Origin of the sequence: Chitinophaga nivalis, assembly GCF_025989125.1 — a bacterium.
Taxonomy (GTDB): domain Bacteria; phylum Bacteroidota; class Bacteroidia; order Chitinophagales; family Chitinophagaceae; genus Chitinophaga; species Chitinophaga nivalis.
This window is the reverse complement of sequence record NZ_JAPDNR010000001.1, coordinates 3,534,820-3,554,965: the sequence shown is the minus strand read 5'-3', so window position 1 is coordinate 3,554,965 and position 20,146 is coordinate 3,534,820. Positions and strand designations below refer to the sequence as shown.

Genomic DNA, 20,146 nt, shown 5'->3' with positions numbered 1-20,146 from the left:
CGGGGGCCTTATACTTTATTTTCCTTTGTTGTCTATACTGTAGGGACCAGCGCCGAAATAGGTCAGCAATAAGGCGCCACCCAGCATCGATACATTTTTCATAAACATTGCCATCTGCATCTGTGCAGCTCCCGGATCTTTCTCCGTCCAAAACGGATGCAGGTAATAACTGACCGGCACCAGGAAAATAACCAGCAGCCAGGCCCCCCATTTCGTTTTATATCCCAGCAGCACACTTAGCCCTCCCACCAGGGACAATAACCCGGCAAAAGGCACCAGGAATGCAGGAGACGGCACCCCGGCAGCGGCAGCATAGGCCACCCCATCGCCCGTTAAATGATGAAAACCGGAAAGCACGAAGATGAGCGCGAAGAAAATACGGCCCAGTAATGCAAAAATTTTCATAGCCGATAACTTTAATTTTACCTAGAACAATTATTTCCCCCTTTATGTTGCGGGAAACAGGCGGTACAGAAAGCAACGCATTCGCTATCTTTACATAGCAAAGTAAAAACTGAGGGTATGCGAAAAGAGAACTCCACCAATGCCATCAATGAGCGAAAACTGCGGGGCGACTGCGGTACCGCCTATACGCTGCAACTGATAGGGGGGCGCTGGAAACCCACCATATTATGGCGTTTGCTGGATGGCAAACTACGTTACAATGAATTAAAGAAAAGCATCAGCGGTATCTCTGAGCGCGTATTGGTATTGCAGCTGCGTGAACTGGAGAAAGATAACCTGATCAAAAGAATTATATATCCGGAAGTGCCGCCACGGGTAGAATATGAGCTGACGCCCCTGGGATTTTCGATGGAGGCGTTGCTGCAGCATATAGCGGATTGGGGATACACCCACATGCACGCCGATACCAGCGCCCCTGCTGAAACGGCTGCTACACCGGATGCCCCTTCCCTGCCACCGGCCAGGGAAAGAAAGACACGGCGTCTGGCGCCGGCCTATAAAGGTTAATGTTTCCCGGATAAAGGCGGGTACAGCGCACCTGATCTCTATCCGGGAAACAGCTCCTATAATCCTGCGTCTTCTCTGGCTCCGCCAGACAATGCCGTCCAGTCAGCCTCTTTCAATCCTTTAGCGATCACCGTTGTTAACCGGGACTGTACCAGGTTTGCCAATGGCAGCGGGGTATGTGACTTCCGGCCGGTTTGTAATACCAGGTCCATATCCTTTAATCCCAGTGTTGCGCTGAAAGACGGGTTCTCTGTAAACTGCCGGTCGAGGATAATACCGCCATAATTCCGGAAAATAGGCGCTGCAAACAACGTGGTTGTCAGCATCTCATAAGCCAGCCGCGGATCTACATTATTTTTCTCTCCCAGCGTAAACGCTTCTGCCATCATTTCAATAGCGCCGGCAATCATGAAGTTGCCCATCAGCTTTAATACATTCGCACTGCCTGCATCTTCACCCAGGTCGAAGATGTTTTTGGCAAAACCTGCAGACAGCATCGGTTTGATGCGCTCTTTGGCCGCTGCATGACCGGAGATCACCGCTGTACCTACTTTAGCAGCTGCCGCTTCCGGCCGGGCAAAGATGGGGGCTGTTACATAATGTACTCCTTGTTCCAGGTGCTGCGCTGCCAGTGTCCGGGACGTATCCGGCGAAATGGTGCTCATAGACACGTGAATACCATCTTTACCTAATGCCTGCAACAATGCTGCTGTAGCCACCGCTTCCACCGCCTTGTCATCAGACACCAGTGAAAATACAATGCCGCCCGGTGTGGCCGTTTCTTCCGGCGTATTCACCAGTATAGCGCCCTGTGCTTCCAGCGGCAGTGCCTTGTCGCGCGTACGGTTGTAAATTTTTACGGTGTAACCGGCAGCAATCAGGTTAGCTGCAATAGGATAACCGAGATGCCCGGTTCCAATAAATCCAATGGTTTCCATTTTCGAACAGATATATGTGAATAATGGCACAAAGGTATTACTTTACACCCACCGTTGGTGCCGGGAGATAACAGTACTCACGCTGTAGCCTACACGAAGCTGCCAGCCGGCAGCAGCAACGCTTTTCTGCAACTTTACCACCACCGGTGCGAAGCCGGCAACAAGCCCGTCATTTCCAGTTGCTTATATCATCTCCATAAAGAAACATGGTTATTCACAACAAATAAGTTATATTTAAATACACGAAAAACCGCGTCCACGATGAAAACAATACATCAATGGCTGGATGAATATGGCAGCAGCCACCGTAACCATACCAACAAATTGATTCACTGGATCTGTGTGCCCGCTATCTTCTTCAGCATTGTTGGTTTCCTGTATGCCATTGTACTACCGATCAATGGATTACCCGTAGTACTCACCGCAGCACATATCGCGTTACTGCTGCTGATTATTTACTATGCCCGTCTTTCGGCCTCCCTATCCGGAGGTATGCTGATTATTGGAGTCCTGTGCCTTTGGTGCTGGCACCTGATTTCCGTTGCCGGCCTCGTCATCTGGCAGACAGCCCTGGTTATTTTTGTGCTGGCATGGATCGGACAATTCATCGGGCATAAAATAGAAGGCGCCAAACCCTCCTTCTTCAAGGACCTGCAATTCCTGCTGATAGGTCCTGCATGGCTGATGAGTTTTATTTACAGGAAAGCAGGTATTCCCCTGTAAGTCCACCCCGGAAACAGGCGCCCCTCGGGCAAACAACCCGCAGATATCCCGCACCACACGGGTATGTCTGCTGTTATCTTCATCTATTACTCACATAAATACCTGCGTATGTACCTCAAACTTCTACCCTGCATAGTATGTATGCTGCTATGCTACGCTTTCACGTTTGCACAAACCCAGCCCATTAGCGGTAAGGTCACCGACCAGACTACCGGCGCGCCTTTGGAAGGCATCACCATCCGGGTGGTATCGGCCCCTAAAGGCACCCAAACTACCAAAGATGGTATTTACGCTTTAACAGCAACCGCCAGCGATGTACTTGAAATCAGTGCCATTGGCTATAAAACCCAGCAGGTGCATATCAACGGGCGTACCCGGATAGATATACAACTGCAGCCCATGGTAGCGGAACTCACCCAGATTGTGCTGGTAGGCAGCCGCAGCGGCGGACGCGCCAAAACAGAAACACCGGTGCCGGTAGACGTCATCAGCGTCAACCAGGCCGGGCTTCCCAGCGCTAAAATGGAGCTGACTTCCCTGCTCAATGCCGCCGCCCCTTCCTTCAACTACAACAAACAAAGCGGCAGCGATGGCGCCGATCAGATTGACCTCGCTACCCTGAGAGGCCTCGGCCCCGACCAGACCCTGGTACTCGTCAATGGGAAACGCCGCCATCAGACCGCCTTCGTATCTGTATTCGGAACCCGTGGCCGGGGCAATTCCGGCACCGACCTCAATGCCATCCCCGAAGCGGCCATCGATCGTGTGGAAATTCTCCGCGACGGCGCTTCCGCACAATACGGTTCAGATGCGATCGCAGGGGTCATCAACCTGATCCTGAAAAAAGAAGTACATAAACTAAACATCACCGCCGGATATGCCGGCTACTATGACCGCAAGTACAACCCCTACTACAACAAAGACCTGCAGCAATATGAACATGGCGGCGGCATCGATGGGAATGCCCTCTCCATCGGCGCCAGCTATGGGGTACCGATCGGGAAACACAACGGCTTCATTAATTTCGCCGGTAACTTCCTCACGCAAGGCAAAACATTCCGGCAGGTAACAGACACCAACCTGCTACATGCAGGCGGCATGCCTATCAATACCGGTCGCCGGGCCCACGGCGACGGCTCCGTTACCAGCGGCGGCGGTATGGTAAACCTGGAAATCCCCATTGGCAGCAGCCGCACCACCGTTTATGCTTTTGGCGGCTACAACTATAAATCGTCTGACGCCTACGCCTATACGAGAACCTTCCACGGCTTCAATCCATCATCCAGCGCGCACCCGGACCGCTTCCCTACCCGCCCCGACGGTAGCCTGATCTTTTATCCGGATATTATGAAAAGTGTGCCTACGCCTGGTGGCGGACGCGCAGATACCATTTTTGATCCGCACATACAAACCCGTATCAGCGACCTGTCTGTGGCAGCCGGTATAAAAGGCAGCACCAACAACAACTGGAAATGGGACCTCAGTAATACTTTCGGCAGAAATGATTTTCATTTCTACGGCGATAAAACCTTCAATGCTTCCATGGGCGCTGCAACGCCCACCCACTTTGACAATGGCGGCTTCTCCTTTGCACAGAATACCACCAATCTGACCTTCTCCAAAGAGATTCCCGGCATCGGCGCCGGCTTCAACCTGGCACTGGGCGCAGAATACCGGTATGAAAACTACCGCATCTATGCCGGCGATGAAAGTTCCTACACCAACTATGACCCTACTTTCTTCAAAGCTACCGGTGCGCAGGGATTTCCCGGCTACCGCCCTACGGATGCCGTAAAAGCCAATCGTTCCAATATCGCCGGGTATGTAGATGCAGAATGGGATATTACCACCCGCTTCCTGCTGGGCGGCGCGGTGCGTGTAGAGAATTACAGCGACTTTGGCTTCACCAGCAACTATAAACTGGCAGCCCGTTTTAAGGTGGCACCTACTTTTAATATACGCGGTTCCGTTAGTAGCGGTTACCGGGCACCTTCCCTGCAGCAGATCAACTACAGCTCCCAGTTTACCAACGTACAGGGCGGCCGCATCACTGAGGTGAAGATCGCCCCCAACAGTAACGAAATCACCCAGGCTGCCGGTATTCCGGCCCTGAAACAGGAAAAATCCCTGAATGCCAGCCTGGGCTTTTCCTGGAAACCGGTATCCGGACTTACTATAACAGTAGACGGTTATATGGTGAAAGTGAAAGACAGGATTGTATTATCCGGTCAGTTCAATGCCGGCGACACCACACTGGATGCCGCTTTCCTGGCCAAACTCAAAGCCTTGCACATCGACAATGCCCAGTTCTTTGCCAATGCCGTGAACACCACCAACACCGGTATTGACCTCGTGATTGACTACCAGCATAAATGGCAGCAACAACGCGTCCGGGTGTTGTTTACCGGCAATGTGCAACACATGAACCTCGACCAGATCAATGTGCCGGATAAGCTGAATGACAGCTACCTGCACAGGGGTGAATTTTTCAGCGAACGGGAACAACATTTTGTACTCGCTTCTGCTCCTCCGGTGAAGATGGGCTTAAACCTGGAATATGGTGTGCGCTCCTTCACGGTAGGTACCCGCCTGAGTTACTATGGTAAGATAAAATTACTGGGATACGGTTTTACCGGCGATCCGGCGAAAACCGGCAGCGGTCTTCCCGGCGATCCCAATCTGGCCGGTACGGGTATCAGCCCGTTGGTAGCCCTGGATAGCGATGGTACGCTGGTACCGGAAGCTTTCAACTACCGGGGAAAGGTAGTAACGGATCTGTATACCAGCTATCGTATTACCCCGCAAATCAGCTGGTTCCTGGGAGCGGATAATATCTTTAATGTACACCCGGATCTGGGTTATGTGCCGGGCGCCAAATTATCGGCCTACGACGGTGAAACCGGTGGCCCCTGGGATGCCGTGCAAATGGGCTTCAACGGCATCCGTCTGTTTACCAAAGTATCGCTGACCTTCTGATCATCTCCTTACCAACAGGAGCAAAAGCGTTTGCTTTTGCTCCTGTTTTTGGGTAGTTTGCCCTGCTTTAGTAGCTTTACCCACCAACTAATTTTCAGATCCTGCAAATATCCTGGTAAGATGATACAGTTAATCAGAACCGATGCCGGGCATCCCGACTTTCATCAGCTGGTGGCCGCATTAAATAGTTTTATACGCATCCGCGACGGAGAAGAATTACATACCTTTTACGCTCCCTTCAATCAGTTAGATCAGATTAAACAGGTAGTGGTGGCGTATGTAGCAGGTGTACCAGCCGGGTGTGGCGCCTTCAAGCCCTTTGCAGCAGGCGTGGCAGAAATCAAAAGAATGTTTACCGATCCGGCTTTCCGGGGCCAGGGGGTGGCCTTTCGGGTATTGGCAGAACTGGAGCAATGGGCAGCTTCCCTGGGGTATCACACCTGTGTACTGGAAACCGGCGTTGTATTGCCGGAAGCCGTTGCCCTGTATGAGAAAGCCGGTTATACCCGTATTCCCAACTACGGGCAATATGTTGGGGTCGACAACAGCATTTGTATGCAAAAAACAATCGCACCAAGTATCTCTCCCGAAAACTAAACCGTTGTAAAAAAATTAAAGCCCCGATGAATATCGGGGCTTATTTACCTAAACCTACAACTGTTACACTGTTATTGCAACAATATTTTTATGTTGACACCGGATGTTAGTGCATGGCAGAAGCATCCAGCTTACCTTGTTGTTTATTACCTTTTACCATCAATACAAAGGGCACACAGATGAGGAACAGGATACCGAGGTAGAGGAATACGTCCATATAGGACAGTACTGCCGCCTGTTTGCTCACACTGTAATCCAGCATTTTATAGCCTGAATTCAACGCGGTGTGCGGGTCCATACCTTTGGCCACAAAACTGCGTTGCAGGCCATGTACCCTGTTGATGACATCCGGGTTGTTGGTATCGAGTTTGGATACCAGGTCGTTGCGGTGCAGCATGTTCTGGCGCGACATAAAGGTGGTGATCAACGCCACCCCAAAAGATCCACCCAACTGCCGCATCATACCGGTAAATGCAGCTCCCTGCCCGATCTGCTGTCCTTTCAGGGAAGAAAGCGACAATGTTGTAATCGGGATGAAGAGTAAACCCATACCAATACCACGTACGATCAGCATCCAGAAGAAAGCATCGGAGCCGGTATCTGCCGGGGTGATGATCAGATATCCCCAGAAGCAGAAACCAAAGAACAATAACATACCGGCAGCTACCAGGTATTGCTGAGGTACCCCTTTCTCCAATAGTTTACCGATGATCGGCATCATAAACGCTGTGGTCAGCGCCGCCGGAATCATCAGCATCCCGGATTGGGTAGCGGTCCAGCCCAATGAACCCTGGGTGTACAGCGGAATGATAAATGTAGAGCCATATAAACCAAATCCCATGATAAAGGAGAGGATGGTTCCTACCCGCAGGTTCCCGTTTTTGAGTACCCGCAGCTCCACAATCGGGTTTTTATATGTCAGTTCACGCCATACAAAGAAAAAGAGCGCCAGTACACTGGTTACGGTTAATGCCGTGATGGTGGTATCATTAAACCAGTCATCTTCCTGTCCGCGTTCCAATACAAACTGTAAGCAGCCTACTGTGATGGCCAGGAGACCAATACCCAGGAAGTCGACTTCACTGATGGATCTTTTTTCTCCGTATTTAGGGCTGCGCACATATTGCAGGGTGAGCAGCGTAGCGACAACGCCAATGGGTATATTAATGTAGAAGATATACGGCCAGGAGTAGTTATCTGTGATAAAACCTCCTAATGGCGGACCCAGTGTCGGGCCGATGATTACCCCCAGTCCATAGATTGCCTGTGCAATACCCCGTTTTTCAGGTGGATAGCTTTCTGTAATAATGGTTTGGGAAGTTACCAGCAATGCACCGCCTCCGAGGCCCTGGATAAAACGGAATATGATCAGTTCCCACATCACGGTGGCATTACCACAAAGGAAAGACGACACCGTAAATATGATAATAGAAGCCGCAAAATAGTTACGACGGCCGAACTGCTGGGATAACCAGCTGGTCATCGGTACAATGATTACGTTACCGATCGCGTAGGCCGTGATCACCCAGCCGATTTCGCTGAGGGTAGCGCCCATATTACCACGCATGTCATTCAACGCCACATTCACGATCGTGGTATCCACGATTTCCAGCAAGGCGCAGAAGATAGCGGTGATCGTGATGATCACCCTGCGCGAGCCGTATTCTATCAATGATTCTTGTTGCATGCAGCACTTTATATTTTGAATGAAAGCCTCATCACCTGGAGTTAATAATTAATGCCGGGTTAATAAATTCCTTACTTATTTCAAGTTGCCTGATACTAATGGTTTCCGCCTGACGATCCTGCATGGTTCCCATTAATTATTAACTCCGGGCAGTGAAGCTGTTCATGTATGATTAGTTGAGATGCACGTCTACCAGTACGTTCATACCCGGGCGCAGTTGTTTTACCAATTCATTAGCCGGATCTGTGAACTCGATTTTTACCGGTAAGCGCTGTACTACTTTTACGAAGTTACCGGAAGCGTTATCCGGCGGCAGCAGTGCGAATTTGGAACCGGTAGCAGGAGAAAAGGACGTTACTTTTGCTTCCAGGGCTTTACCCGGGTAAGCATCAATGTGCACGGTTACTTTCTGTCCCAGTTTCATTCTGTCCAGCTGTGTTTCCTTGAAGTTGGCGACTACCCATGGGGTGTTGTCCAGTACCACGCTGAAGAGTGACTGACCGGCAGCTACAAACTGTCCTGGCTGTACAAAGATTTTAGACAGTACGCCATTTTCCGGAGCGGTAATCACGGTATAAGAGAGGTTCAGTTTAGCATCTGCCACATCTGTTTCTCTTTGTTTGATACCGGCGTTAGCCAGGTTGATCTGCTTGGAAGTAGCGCTGCTCTGGGAAGTCACTACAGAAGTCTGGCGGCTGGCCGCAGCTTTCTGACGGGCCAATACATCCAGCTGACGTTCTGCAGATTGTTTTGCAGCCAGTGCCTGTTCGTATTGTTGTTGTGTGATAGAGTGATCTTTAATGAGGTTATTGTAACGCTCATAGTCCTGAGATGCTCTCCACAGATTTACTTTAGCGGCTTCAATCTGCGCATCGATGGTACCGATGTTGGCCTGCGCCGTGCTGATACCTGCTTCTGCAGCGAGGGTGGTTGCTTCTGCAGAACCCAGATTAGCCTGGGCAGCATAGAGACCATTTTCTGCCTGTTGTACTTTAATGGCCAGGTCGCGGTCGTCCAGGATCACCAGGGTGTCTCCTTTTTTCACGAACTGGTTATCTTTTACCCGTACTTCTTTTACATAACCGGATACGCGGGGTATTACGGGGCTTACATTTGCATCGATCTGCGCGTTATCTGTTTCCTCGTGGCCCTGGCTATGGATATATTTAGAGATACCGAAAGCACCGCCTCCCAGTACCAGTACCGCCAGTACGATGACGAACCCTTTGCTGCGCTTTTTAGGCGCGGATGTTTCCTGCATGGTTATATTGTTAGTAGGTTTTGTTTGTGTTTGCGTTTCCACAGCTTTGCTATTTATTGGTTTGGTATTTATTTATTGTTCGTATCCAGGACGCCTGCAGCTTTCAACAGTTTCTTGTAAGCTACCAGTGCATCTGCTTTCGCGAAAGCGTAGTTCAGGTGCGACTGCAGGTTGGCTACGTCTGCGTCCAGTAAGTCGGTCGTAGTAGCCAGGTTATTGACCTGTTTGTTTTTAGTGATACGGTAATTTTCTTCTGATTGTTCTATCGCCTTTACGTAAGTATCCATTTTCTTATGGCTCAGGAGATAGTTTTCGTAAGATTGGTATACATCGAGGTGAATGGCATCTGTGAGCTGTGCTTCACTCGCCTGTACCTGTGCCAGCTGTGCTTTGGCGCCGGCTACCTTAGAACCTGTTTTCCACAGGGACGACAGGTTGTATTTGAGTCCCAGTCCGGCATTCACGGCGTTGGTGATGGTCACTACATTGGGTATGTAAGCGGCCACATAACCACCGGTAAAGGCTACAGCAGGGTAATATTCTCCTTTGGCTCCTTTTACACCTGCATTGGCAGCTCTTTCGCGGGCATTTACGGCAGCAATATCTTTCCGGTTGTGGTAAGCCAGCTGTTCGAAATCAGCGGCAGAACGGGCATCGACATTGTTATCTGTAGCAAATACTGTGGTGTCCAGGGCCAGCGGGGTGTTGTCCGGTAATCCGAGCATGATGTTCATGTTCAGGGAGGCTACCTTCAGGCTGTTTTCTGCATCCATGAGGGCCAGTTCGTAGTTGGACTGCTGTAGTTCTGCTTTTAACAGGTCGTTGCGGGCGAGTAAACCATTCTTTTCCAGGTTGGTGAAATCGAATACGCGCTGGGTAGATTGTTTCAGGTTTTCTTTCATCAGTACCACTGCTGCCTGGGCCTTGTACAGGTTACTGTAGGCGGCAATAGTATTCTGCATGATGTCTTCCCGGTCTTTGTCTACATCCAGTTTGGCGGCCTGCTCGAGGTAACGGGCAGCTTCTTTGCCGCTTTGTATCATCATACCTGCAAAGATGGGTACGGATACGCTGGCGATGCCATAAGCAGCGGAATTTACTTCCGGTCCGGCGCCTTTTCCACCGCCTTCTCCTTCACTCTTGCCCAGTTTCAGATCAATATTGGGTTGTGTGAGGCGCAGGTAGGAACCTGATACTTTTACATCCGGCAATTGTTTTTCGTTGGCTTCTTTCAGGGATGCGTTAGCGGCTGCAACTTTGGCCTGACTAACCTTTAACTGTTTGCTGTTTTGTATACTCAGCGATATGGCTTCATTGAGCGAAAGTGGTTTTTCCTGCTGCTGTGCGGAGGCTGTCAGAAAAAACAGCGTCAGCATGACTCCCGATGCAAGCGCATATAATCGTGTGTATATGCTTTTAGAATTCATGTGTAAGGATTGCTTTGAACAATTTTTTTAAATGTTTACTTAATCTTTCTCTCAGGTATTCCCGGAAATCAACATCGCTCATGTTTTGATAAGCGGGATCGGTTCTGAGTATAAACTGAGCTGGTATAACCTGATGAATGGTCCCGAACAATGTTGTCATCATCATCATTACATCCACATCTTTATGAAAAGCACCCGTTTTCTGGGCATTGGTAATAATAGGTTCCATCAACCCCAGCATTTCTCTTTTCAACTGCCATATCAGGTCACGTACCGGACTTTTATCCTTGTTCAGCTGCTCCCGGCTCATAATGCACTGGAAGTACTGTTCTGCCATCATCTTGTTCACAAAACGGTCTATCAGGCTGTATATCTTGTCCAGGGGCGACATGACTTCGTTCTCCACCAGTTCATTGATAAATTTCCGGGAGGCTTCCATTCTGAATCTGAATACCGCTTCCAGTAGTTTATCTTTTGAACCGAAATAATAGGATATCATGGCAATGTTTACATCCGCTTCCTGCGCTATGTCTCTTACTGAAGTGCCATGAAAGCCATGGTCGGCAAACAACCGTTCCGCTACCATTATAATCGAGAGTTGTTTCTCACTATAGTCTTCCATGTTCCTTTTTAATTTGACGAAGCAAAGTTAAACAAACGTTTAATTTAAACAAACGTTTATTCGCAACCTTGTTTAAATTTAATTTTAAAATTTCCCTAATTCACTTATAATCAATAATTTATCAATTTATTTTAATGATTTTTTAATATTTGTTAATGAAACGTTAACAGAAAAAGGGGCTTTTTACGCCTGGCAGCGCTCCTTAAATAGATAGAGAATCCCGTTGGCAACAGCCGGCATACTTTATACCTTGCAGGCAATATACCTACCCTCCTGCCATTTTCGTGCAGGCATGTACGTTATCAACGTCCATGTTGTTTCAACAAATCATTATCAGGAAAAGCAGCGAAGAAAAAAAGCGGCGCAGGGATCGGATTAATTTCGTATATCCTTTCACGTTATCATATAAAAAAAGGGCGGGCGCTACAAGTGCTAAGGCCCGCCCTTGCACATCCTGAACCATTACAGGATGTTCAACCTGTTTATCAACCGTATCTTAAAGTATGTATAGGTAGGAATCTCCGGGAAAAAGAAAGGAGTCTACAGCCATTACTGCCATCATTCTTCATCCGGGTTTTCATGGTGTTACTATCATATTAACAGGTGCGACTGCAAAAAGTTTAATCACCCCACAGGAAAAACGATACCTCATTTCTTATTCGTACATTGTAGCTGTTTACTCACTGTTGTATGCAGGCCATCGAATTAATAGATCAGCAACATTTCTCCCGGGAATACCAGTTCATGGCGCCTTCGCCTGACCTGGCAGAACATGTATTGTTCTACTGGCTGCTGGATCTGCGCAGCCCCCAGCGGCAGGACTGCACTTTTGAAGAAATACTGCTGGCCAATATGTATTCTTCCCTGGTACTGAACCTGGGCGCCCCTTTTGCCATTCATGACCAGACAGATACCTGGGTGCATACCTGCCATACCAGTGAATTAATCGGCTATCATGCCGCCCCCGTAACGTATCGCCATGGCTTCAACAATTTTCTGGTGGGCATCAAGTTCAAACCTGCTTCCCTGAATTATCTGTTTCAGATCAAAGGCGCGGATATTAACCGGCAAACATTGAATGCCCGGGATGTACTGCCCCGTATAGACCGGCTGGAATCGGCCATCTATGAATCCCGCAACCTGGAAGCCATTAAAACATTACTGGAAACGTTTCTGCGGGAACAAGCCCCACTACCCGGAGCGGCCAGGCATTTCCGGTATGTACGGCAATCACTGAATAGTCCGGCCTTACTGGAGTCCGGCTATCAGCTCAAAAAACTGGCCGGACTGCTGTACCTCTCCCCCCGTACGCTGGAACGCTACTTTGCAGATTCGCTGGACATCTCTCCCAAAAAATGCCTCTCTATCCTCCGTTTCCGGCAGGCACTGGAGCACTACGCCCGATTTGGCCACAAAGCCGACTGGGAAGAACTGGGCTATTATGATTTCTCTCACTTCCGCAAGGAATGGCGCCGGTTTACCGGCTAAAACTGTCGCGTTTTTACACCACTTTTCCGGCGTGTGCCTCCTAAGTTTGTAAGGCAATAAAAACACGTCGTACTATGTTTTCCGATCATCGTAAAAATCTGTGCAGCCAGCTGCCAGCCAACTCCGTGGCGATCCTTACCGCCAACGATCTTATGCCTACCAACGCAGATGGTACCATGCGTTATGTTCCCAATGTCAATATCTATTACCTGACCGGTATCAAAGAAGAAGATGCCATGCTGGTGCTTTGCCCCGACCATCCGGACGAAACACTGCGGGAAATACTTTTTATCAAACGGGTAGACCAACTGTTTGTTAAATGGCTGGGAAACCGCCATACCAAAGCAGAAGCGGCCACTATCTCCGGCATTGCCACTGTGTTATATGTGGATGAATTCTGGAGCACGATGAAAAAAGTCATCCCCCGTTGCCGGGAAATCATGCTGCATACCAATGAGCATGCCCGCTCAGAAAGTGAAACACAAACACGGGAAGACCGGCTGATACTGGATCTCCAGCGCCTGTATCCCCTGCATCAATACGGCCGCCTGTATCCTATCATCGCCCGGCTGCGCAATGCCAAAACACCAGCAGAAATTGCCCTGCTCAAAAAGGCCTGCGACATTACGGAGGCTGGTTTCCGCCGGGTACTCTCCTTTGTAAAACCCGGCCAGACCGGCCACCAGATTGCGGCAGAAATGATTCATGAATACCTGCAGCACAATGCCACCTGGGCCGGCTACGAGGCGATTGTAGCCGCCGGCGCCGATACCTGTATACTACATTACCGGGCCAATGAAAAGACATGCAAAGACGGAGACCTGCTATTAATTGATGCCGCCGCGGGCTGGCAATACTACAATGCGGATTGTACCCGTACCATTCCTGCCAATGGCCGCTATACACCCCGGCAGAAAGCATACTATGCAGCGGTATTGCGGGTACATAAAAAAGTAAGGCAACAAGTTCGCGCCGGCATCTATATGCAAGATCTGTGGGCTGCTTCCAATCAGTTTATCCTGGAAGAACTGGTAGGACTGGGTATTTGCAGTACTGCCGACATCCGTGAAAACGGAGAGGCATACTACCTGAACAAATACAGCTACCACAATGTATCCCATTTCCTGGGACTCGATGTACATGATACCGGCGATTTCCGGGAACCGCTGCCAGCGGGCGCTGTACTGACCAACGAACCGGGTATTTACAATGCCGAAGAAGGCATCGGCATCCGGATAGAAAACGATCTGCTGGTTACTACTACCGGCTATGAAGACCTGATGGCTACCATGCCGATAGAGATCGAAGAAATAGAAGACCTGATGCAAGGTCGTTAACAAATTACCCGATATACTGTCACCCACTTTCCGGCAACGGGCCCCTCTCCCTGTTGCCCGGAAAGTGTTGTTTTATTTCAGGCCAAAGGCTGCCAGTGCTTTTAACGTAGTGGGGTAGTCTACATGACAAATACCATTGATACCAAGCCCGTTAGCCACATCCACAAACATGGAGCGGTCTTCCAGGTATACGACTTCTTCCGGCGCCACCTGCGCAATGTCCAGCGCTATCCGGTAAATATCGGCGTCTGGTTTCCGGAAATGTACAAAGCAGGAAGAGATGTAAAAATCTACAAACCGGTTGATTCCAAACTGTCGTATCCGGTGTTCATTCAACTCGCGCCCTTCATTATTTACGATCGCGATTTTCAGCTGATAGGTCGTTTTCAGGCGGCTTACCAGCTCCAGCATTTCCGGGTAGGGCGCTGACTGCGCAAACATAAACTCCTTGAAGGTTTCGCGGGTAAAGGATCTTTCTGTGTAAAAAACCACCCGGCTCAGGTATTCATCCAATGTAAGTTTACCTACTTCATAGGTGTCGAAGGTAAGGTGATGCCGTTCGTCTGTTTCGGCAGCATCCAGATTAAATGTTTGCACGGCCAGCTTGCGGGCCGCTCTGTCCCAGCCATTTGTCAGCAATACGCCGCCTATATCCAGGAACAACGTCGTGATAGCAGTTTGTGTATTCATCTCCCAAAAATTAATTATTTTACTGTATGTAAGTATATCCACCTATCATTCCTTATCCTTCATGCAGATATGAATAGCTACTCCTGATGATATGCCCTGGTTAAAAGACCTTTATTATAATACCATTACACCTATCAATGTCCGCGATTACAATGCAGCGCAGATTGCCGCCTGGGCCAGTACTGCTGAACGTGTAGATGCTCTCCGCCAAAGGATAGAGGACCAGTATTTTTATGTAGCCGAAAATGACGCCAGGCAAATCATCGGGTTTGCTTCTCTCACATCGGATGGCGAAATAGATATGCTGTATGTTCACAAAGACTTTCAGGGCTGCGGCGTGGCTTCCCGGTTACTGCAACGTCTCCTCGATCAGGCCACCGAACTGGGATTATCCGAACTCGTCACCTATGCCAGTATTACCGCCCGGCCTTTCTTTGAAAAAAGAGGTTTTACCGTAGTAGAGCTATACCCTGTCACCATCAACGACGTTACCTGGAATACGTATGAAATGAAACGGTCATGACTGTACGATATTAGTCATCATCAACGTCCGTTTTTCTTTTTCTCAGGTGGTGTTTCCGTGACGTATCCGTTGAAGCTGATCGGTGTGCGATTGGTGCTGATGACCTGTAAAGACGCATATCCGCTGCTGGTTACAGAGAGGCTCAGTGACTGGATTTCCCGCTGATCTTTTGGTTTTACCGTAATCTCCCAGCCGTCTTTTTTGCCGGGCGTTGCGGTGTAAACAAAATCTTTCGTTTTAAAATCCAGCGGTGATTTTGTTTCCCCGATCGTAGCCACAAAGGCACGTCCGAAATAAGGCAGGTAGCTGACGATGGAGTCCGTGGTAACCGTGATGCCATAATCGGGTGTTATCTGACGGGAACGCCCGTTCATCGGCAAGGCCGTCTGCGCTACAAAAACGTAGCTGCGGGCATCTATGAGCGACTTCACCCGGGCGGTTTGGGCCGCTCTTTTTGCTACCTTTGTGTCCTGGGCAACCAGCCCGGCAGGTGATACTGTAGCTGCTAAAAAGCAACACACGATGGCGAATGCAAAGGAACTTTTCATAATACACAATTTTATCCGGAGAACGACAGAAGTTACAGTATTTTGTTCAGCCGGCCAAAATACCGCGCATTGATCAGGGTCAATTGCTTTACCATATATAATTCTTTATTTCGGCTTCCTGATATATAATGTATATTTCACCCATATTTTAAACCCGGAAATCATGTCTAATCCGTATCTATCCTTACTCAAGACAGCCTGGCACTACGCGCACCGGGAACGAAAAAAATACCTGCTGGTATACATCCTGTTTTTCATTGCCAATATCGCCTTTTCGCTCAACCCCGTGTTATTTGGCTGGTTTGTTGGCAAGATCCAGCAGGATCCTGCGCACATCCCCCGCTATACCCTATGGTTTGCAGCAGCCTACGTGGGGCTACGCTTAGTGGAATGGTGCTTTCATGGCCCTGCCCGGGTGATGGAAAGACACCTGGCATTTAACCTCAGTCGTAATTTCCTGCAGGAAAAATATCACCAGGCCCTGCACCTGCCGGTGAAATGGCACCAGGATAATCACAGTGGCGCAGTGATTAACCGTATCCGGAAGGCTTATGAGGCGTTAAAGAATTTTTTTGAACATGGATTCATGTACCTCTATGCCTTTACCAAATTATTTTTTTCCGTAATTGCCATGTTGTATTTCTCTCCTTTGTATGGCGGTATCGGTATCCTGCTGGGCATTTTCTGCATCTGGATCATTCTCCGTTTCGACAAGCCTTTTATTCGTACGCTGGATGAGATCAATGAACGCGAACACGTGGTATCTGCGACCTTATTTGACAGTCTGTCCAATATCATGACTGTGATCACCCTTCGGCTGGAAAGAAGTATGGAAAACGGTTTGATGGCCAAGGTACAACGTATCTGGCGACCGTTCCGGCAGAATACCCTGATCAATGAGTGGAAATGGTTTGTGGCAGATATGCTGGTAGCGCTGATTTATTGCGTGATTGCCGTGGGGTATGTTTTTCAGCACTGGGAGCCCGGCGCTGTATTTTATGTGGCCGGCCTCATCACCCTGCTGGGCTATGTAAACCAGTTCACCAGCGTGTTTCACGATATCGCGTGGCAGTATACCGACATCGTACAATACAATACATCTATAGAAACCGCCCGTAATATCGGGGAAGCCTATACGGAGCATCACCGTGCAGACACCACAGAAAACCTGCCGGTTTCCTGGCAGACGGTCCGGATACAGGACCTCAACTTTTCTCATCTGCCTACCTATGATAATACGCATGCGCCGCAAAGTCTGCATCAGTTGGCCATTGACATTGGTAAAGGAAAAAAGATTGCGCTGATTGGGGAAAGCGGTAGTGGTAAAAGTACCCTGCTGGCTATTCTGCGTGGGTTGTATGAACCAGAGGAACAGGTACAGCTTACGGTAGACGGGGCGCCGTTGTCGCTGGCAACACTCAACGAAACCGTCACCCTGTTTCCGCAGGAACCGGAGATCTTTGAAAATACCATCGCCTACAATGTAACGCTGGGGCTACCTTTCCCGGATGAAGAGATCCTGGAGGTATGTAACAGCGCACACTTTACAGAGGTGATCGACATGTTGCCGCAGGGGCTGGAATCCGATATCCGGGAGAAAGGCGTGAACCTGTCCGGCGGTCAGAAACAGCGGCTGGCACTGGCTCGCGGTATACTGGCAGCCCGCGACAGCCAGATCATTCTGCTGGATGAACCTACCAGCAGCGTAGATCCTAAAACAGAAGCCATGATCTATGATAAGATGTTCCGGACGTTCCACGACAAAGCCATTATATCCTCGATGCACCGGCTACACCTGTTACCGCAGTTCGATTATATCTACGTATTGCACCAGGGACGTATAGCCGCTGCCGGTACCTTTACGGAGCTGCGTGCCCATAGTTCGGTATTTCAGGAGTTGTGGAAACACCAGGAAAACAAATAATTTTTTTAACTAATATTTATGTATCATTGCAGCCGCGTTTTTCATCCGATGGAATGGTTCCCTCCCATTTAATACAATCACACAGGACGCTATATGCAAAAAATTTCTCTGTACGACCTGCGGCGCAAACTAAGAACCAGCCAAGATCCGGACGAAATCATCACTTATCTGAGATTTAACCTGGCCTTTTTTACGCAGCTGGAATTATCAGCATTGCTTTGCGACTTGCTGGAATACCAGGAAATATTTTTTGAAGCAGCGGAACTATTGATTACAGAAGGCGGTGCAGATATTCATTATAAGAAGGAAGACATCATTCCGATTATATTTTGTGCAATCGGGGCCAACAAACCACAGGCTGTACAGTATGCGCTGACAAAAGGCGCCCGGCTGGTGGTAGACAGCCCCGACTATCTTTTTGCCGTAGCCTATATCTTCAAACATTACCGGCTGTCGGCCATCACCGATATGCTGCTGATTCTCATTGAGCACAACATTCATTTCAATTTTGTACTGGATAGCCTGGATACCCCGTTGTTACTGGCTACCCGGCATAACAACAACCACGAAGTGGTGCAGTTTCTGCTGGGCGAAGAAGTGAATAAATATGTGTATGATGAAGATGGTTTTACGGCCATCCACTATGTACCTTTTGCCAAAGCCCCCAACCTGTACAAGATCATGATAACCTGTATGGCCGACATACAGGTAAGACCCCGGTTTGCCACCAGTATGGAGCCGGTATTTGAATGTGTGATCCGGGTAAATGAGCAGCACACCTTTGAAGAATTTATTTATGAGGCCCTGAATGCTTTTCTGGAAAACCGGCACCGTATGTACGACGACATCTTTGAGAAATATTATTACCGGCTGCATCTTATTGCAGAGCATATTTCCCGGATTCGCGCCAATGCCGGGCATCTGCCATGACCCGTCCGTTATTCCCCCCGTTTCCCGGCTGTCCTTTTTTGGGAAGATCCGCCACCAGACTGCCTATATCCGTACCGACCGCCCGCGGTGCTATGATCCGGCAGACTGCAGGACAGTTTCATCAAAAAGTAAGCTTATACATATAAAATTGTTGTCTAAGCAAAAAGGAAATAGTATTTTAGTTTAAGACACCATTTCCTAACCTAAATTAACCATTATGTTTGCGACATTAACCCTCTTGGCGGTCGTATTTTTTGTTGCCCATGTGTACCTTTTATTTACCTCTTTCGGGAAAAAAGGATTTCAGAAAACCAAGTACCTGTGGTCTCACATTACCTTGTGGATAACTGGTTTACTGGCCTGTCTGATTACAGTTATTTATGCCGGCCAGTCTGTGTCCGGTGTGATTGACGTATTTGACACCCCGCTGAAATCCGCCCTGCTGGTGGTAATTGCCCTGGTTTTGTCGGCGGCAGCCCATACAATTGTAAAGTTGTTTGTACTGCCCAAAACCTCCGGTGTAAAGTACTAAACAAGAAAATTTAAGCACGGCGCATTATGCAGCAGAAATTTTTTTGCAAAAAGATGCTGCATAATGCTTATCTTTCCGCCGTAATTCTTCTCCTGAAATTTTCTGATGAATTCGTGATCCATCTTTCATTATTCTTCCTAAATTAGTTAGACGTTAAGAAGTGAACGGATTACTGCATCAGGTAGCAGCGAAATTTGCAGCACTAAAAGTTTCAACGCATTGCCGTTGGCAGGAAGACATACATGAGAACCATCTGTTAAATGCTACTGCGCCAGGCGTAATGCTGAACACCTAATTCTTAATGCTTTCTTTGTAAACCTTCTTAAATTAGTAGACTTTTAACAAGTACTATGCAGGAAGATGGCTAATTTAGCTAGCAAGTAACCGGAGTAATTACGATTTACCATTTACGGATTAACCCAAACGAATTTTGTAGAAGATATCTGCGAAGTTATTTTGCATTTGTCTGTTACACGATACGTTATTTCTGATTTGTAATGTGTAATGCTTAAAAGAGATATAGTTTTATTATGAATAAGAAAGATATCTGGAGATATAAATCTTTAGAGCAATTAGAGAACAAAAGTTGGGGAACTGCTACAGAAGAGGATTCGGGATTGACTAAAAAATGTATTGCCTTAAGTAAAGTACCACTCGCCAAGTTAACCGCAGGCGAATTAAGGATTTTAATCGGACAATCATTTAACCCCACCTACCTGGTACCACTGGCCATCGAAAAGTTAAAGGATGATGTTTTGGTAGAAGCAGGGCTTTATCCCGGAGATCTGTTGAAGAATGTATTGGATGTACCGGCTACTTTCTGGGAAGCACACCAGGATTTGCAAAAAGATGTGAAAGTGATGCTGCAGGAAAGAAGCGTAGAGATTGAAACGGAAATTGATTTACCGGGATACTGGCGCGGGGCTTAACCTGGCTAAAAAAAGGCCAGACGGCGATACGCCGCCTGACCG

General features: G+C 48.4%; 19 protein-coding genes. 11 read left to right on the top strand and 8 right to left on the bottom strand.

Annotation, left to right across the window (positions count from 1 at the left end; all coding sequences use genetic code 11):
• Window positions 1-15 precede the first annotated feature (15 nt).
• On the bottom strand, window positions 16-405 hold the full coding sequence (locus OL444_RS14380; RefSeq protein WP_264732346.1) for a DoxX family protein: 390 nt from the start codon (window positions 403-405) through the stop codon (window positions 16-18).
• 117 nt (window positions 406-522) lie between these two features.
• Between OL444_RS14380 and OL444_RS14375 the strand changes: the two genes are divergently transcribed.
• Window positions 523-972, top strand: a complete 450-nt coding sequence (locus tag OL444_RS14375; protein WP_264732348.1) for a winged helix-turn-helix transcriptional regulator — start codon at window positions 523-525, stop codon at window positions 970-972.
• Window positions 973-1,028: 56 nt separating this feature from the next.
• On the opposite strand, the gene OL444_RS14370 is transcribed toward OL444_RS14375, so the two are convergent.
• A complete protein-coding gene (locus OL444_RS14370; protein ID WP_264732349.1) occupies window positions 1,029-1,910 on the bottom strand; it encodes an NAD(P)-dependent oxidoreductase in 882 nt (293 codons plus the stop codon).
• Window positions 1,911-2,171: 261 nt separating this feature from the next.
• Between OL444_RS14370 and OL444_RS14365 the strand changes: the two genes are divergently transcribed.
• From OL444_RS14365 to OL444_RS14355, 3 genes are all read left to right on the top strand, one after another.
• Entirely contained in the window at window positions 2,172-2,633 is a 462-nt protein-coding gene (locus tag OL444_RS14365) for an Mpo1 family 2-hydroxy fatty acid dioxygenase (RefSeq protein ID WP_264732351.1), read from the top strand.
• A gap of 108 nt (window positions 2,634-2,741) precedes the next feature.
• Window positions 2,742-5,609, top strand: coding sequence for a TonB-dependent receptor (locus OL444_RS14360; RefSeq protein ID WP_264732353.1), 2,868 nt, complete (start codon window positions 2,742-2,744; stop codon window positions 5,607-5,609).
• 120 nt (window positions 5,610-5,729) lie between these two features.
• Window positions 5,730-6,206, top strand: coding sequence for a GNAT family N-acetyltransferase (locus OL444_RS14355; protein ID WP_264732355.1), 477 nt, complete (start codon window positions 5,730-5,732; stop codon window positions 6,204-6,206).
• 106 nt (window positions 6,207-6,312) lie between these two features.
• Here OL444_RS14355 and OL444_RS14350 read toward each other — a convergent pair whose 3' ends face one another.
• From OL444_RS14350 to OL444_RS14335, 4 genes are all read right to left on the bottom strand, one after another.
• Complete coding sequence (locus OL444_RS14350) at window positions 6,313-7,893, bottom strand: DHA2 family efflux MFS transporter permease subunit (RefSeq protein WP_264732357.1); 1,581 nt, start codon at window positions 7,891-7,893, stop codon at window positions 6,313-6,315.
• A gap of 172 nt (window positions 7,894-8,065) precedes the next feature.
• Window positions 8,066-9,196: an HlyD family secretion protein gene (locus OL444_RS14345; RefSeq protein ID WP_264732359.1), complete on the bottom strand. Its 1,131-nt coding sequence runs from the start codon at window positions 9,194-9,196 to the stop codon at window positions 8,066-8,068.
• A 26-nt stretch (window positions 9,197-9,222) separates the two neighbouring features.
• On the bottom strand, window positions 9,223-10,530 hold the full coding sequence (locus OL444_RS14340; protein WP_264732361.1) for a TolC family protein: 1,308 nt from the start codon (window positions 10,528-10,530) through the stop codon (window positions 9,223-9,225).
• 40 nt (window positions 10,531-10,570) lie between these two features.
• Window positions 10,571-11,203, bottom strand: a complete 633-nt coding sequence (locus OL444_RS14335) for a TetR/AcrR family transcriptional regulator (RefSeq protein WP_307734870.1) — start codon at window positions 11,201-11,203, stop codon at window positions 10,571-10,573.
• 690 nt (window positions 11,204-11,893) lie between these two features.
• On the opposite strand from OL444_RS14335, the gene OL444_RS14330 reads away from it, so the two are divergent.
• Complete coding sequence (locus OL444_RS14330; protein WP_264732363.1) at window positions 11,894-12,691, top strand: AraC family transcriptional regulator; 798 nt, start codon at window positions 11,894-11,896, stop codon at window positions 12,689-12,691.
• A gap of 74 nt (window positions 12,692-12,765) precedes the next feature.
• On the top strand, window positions 12,766-14,028 hold the full coding sequence (locus OL444_RS14325) for an aminopeptidase P family protein (RefSeq protein WP_264732365.1): 1,263 nt from the start codon (window positions 12,766-12,768) through the stop codon (window positions 14,026-14,028).
• A 72-nt stretch (window positions 14,029-14,100) separates the two neighbouring features.
• Here the strand turns inward: OL444_RS14325 and OL444_RS14320 are convergent, their stop codons facing one another.
• Window positions 14,101-14,718 (bottom strand): HAD family hydrolase, encoded by a 618-nt coding sequence (locus OL444_RS14320; protein ID WP_264732367.1) that lies wholly within the window; start codon window positions 14,716-14,718, stop codon window positions 14,101-14,103.
• Between the two features lie 91 nt (window positions 14,719-14,809).
• Between OL444_RS14320 and OL444_RS14315 the strand changes: the two genes are divergently transcribed.
• Window positions 14,810-15,241, top strand: coding sequence for a GNAT family N-acetyltransferase (locus OL444_RS14315; RefSeq protein ID WP_264732368.1), 432 nt, complete (start codon window positions 14,810-14,812; stop codon window positions 15,239-15,241).
• A gap of 20 nt (window positions 15,242-15,261) precedes the next feature.
• Here OL444_RS14315 and OL444_RS14310 read toward each other — a convergent pair whose 3' ends face one another.
• Window positions 15,262-15,789, bottom strand: a complete 528-nt coding sequence (locus tag OL444_RS14310) for a DUF4251 domain-containing protein (protein ID WP_264732370.1) — start codon at window positions 15,787-15,789, stop codon at window positions 15,262-15,264.
• A gap of 163 nt (window positions 15,790-15,952) precedes the next feature.
• Here OL444_RS14310 and OL444_RS14305 point away from each other — a divergent pair, with 163 nt between their 5' ends.
• The 4 genes from OL444_RS14305 (at window position 15,953) to OL444_RS14290 (ending at window position 20,104) form a co-directional block, all read left to right on the top strand.
• Window positions 15,953-17,713: an ABC transporter ATP-binding protein gene (locus tag OL444_RS14305; protein ID WP_264732372.1), complete on the top strand. Its 1,761-nt coding sequence runs from the start codon at window positions 15,953-15,955 to the stop codon at window positions 17,711-17,713.
• Window positions 17,714-17,806: 93 nt separating this feature from the next.
• Window positions 17,807-18,643, top strand: coding sequence for an ankyrin repeat domain-containing protein (locus OL444_RS14300; RefSeq protein WP_264732374.1), 837 nt, complete (start codon window positions 17,807-17,809; stop codon window positions 18,641-18,643).
• A 217-nt stretch (window positions 18,644-18,860) separates the two neighbouring features.
• Complete coding sequence (locus OL444_RS14295) at window positions 18,861-19,175, top strand: hypothetical protein (RefSeq protein WP_264732376.1); 315 nt, start codon at window positions 18,861-18,863, stop codon at window positions 19,173-19,175.
• Between the two features lie 530 nt (window positions 19,176-19,705).
• Window positions 19,706-20,104 (top strand): contact-dependent growth inhibition system immunity protein, encoded by a 399-nt coding sequence (locus OL444_RS14290; RefSeq protein WP_264732378.1) that lies wholly within the window; start codon window positions 19,706-19,708, stop codon window positions 20,102-20,104.
• Window positions 20,105-20,146 lie beyond the last annotated feature (42 nt).

Coding starts and splice junctions, on each gene's coding strand:
- OL444_RS14380 (WP_264732346.1), bottom strand. CDS start 405: ATGAAAATTTTTGCATTACTGGGCCGTATTTTCTTCGCGCTCATCTTC.
- OL444_RS14375 (WP_264732348.1), top strand. CDS start 523: ATGCGAAAAGAGAACTCCACCAATGCCATCAATGAGCGAAAACTGCGG.
- OL444_RS14370 (WP_264732349.1), bottom strand. CDS start 1,910: ATGGAAACCATTGGATTTATTGGAACCGGGCATCTCGGTTATCCTATT.
- OL444_RS14365 (WP_264732351.1), top strand. CDS start 2,172: ATGAAAACAATACATCAATGGCTGGATGAATATGGCAGCAGCCACCGT.
- OL444_RS14360 (WP_264732353.1), top strand. CDS start 2,742: ATGTACCTCAAACTTCTACCCTGCATAGTATGTATGCTGCTATGCTAC.
- OL444_RS14355 (WP_264732355.1), top strand. CDS start 5,730: ATGATACAGTTAATCAGAACCGATGCCGGGCATCCCGACTTTCATCAG.
- OL444_RS14350 (WP_264732357.1), bottom strand. CDS start 7,893: ATGCAACAAGAATCATTGATAGAATACGGCTCGCGCAGGGTGATCATC.
- OL444_RS14340 (WP_264732361.1), bottom strand. CDS start 10,530: ATGCTGACGCTGTTTTTTCTGACAGCCTCCGCACAGCAGCAGGAAAAA.
- OL444_RS14335 (WP_307734870.1), bottom strand. CDS start 11,203: ATGGAAGACTATAGTGAGAAACAACTCTCGATTATAATGGTAGCGGAA.
- OL444_RS14330 (WP_264732363.1), top strand. CDS start 11,894: ATGCAGGCCATCGAATTAATAGATCAGCAACATTTCTCCCGGGAATAC.
- OL444_RS14325 (WP_264732365.1), top strand. CDS start 12,766: ATGTTTTCCGATCATCGTAAAAATCTGTGCAGCCAGCTGCCAGCCAAC.
- OL444_RS14320 (WP_264732367.1), bottom strand. CDS start 14,718: ATGAATACACAAACTGCTATCACGACGTTGTTCCTGGATATAGGCGGC.
- OL444_RS14315 (WP_264732368.1), top strand. CDS start 14,810: ATGCCCTGGTTAAAAGACCTTTATTATAATACCATTACACCTATCAAT.
- OL444_RS14310 (WP_264732370.1), bottom strand. CDS start 15,789: ATGAAAAGTTCCTTTGCATTCGCCATCGTGTGTTGCTTTTTAGCAGCT.
- OL444_RS14305 (WP_264732372.1), top strand. CDS start 15,953: ATGTCTAATCCGTATCTATCCTTACTCAAGACAGCCTGGCACTACGCG.
- OL444_RS14300 (WP_264732374.1), top strand. CDS start 17,807: ATGCAAAAAATTTCTCTGTACGACCTGCGGCGCAAACTAAGAACCAGC.
- OL444_RS14295 (WP_264732376.1), top strand. CDS start 18,861: ATGTTTGCGACATTAACCCTCTTGGCGGTCGTATTTTTTGTTGCCCAT.
- OL444_RS14290 (WP_264732378.1), top strand. CDS start 19,706: ATGAATAAGAAAGATATCTGGAGATATAAATCTTTAGAGCAATTAGAG.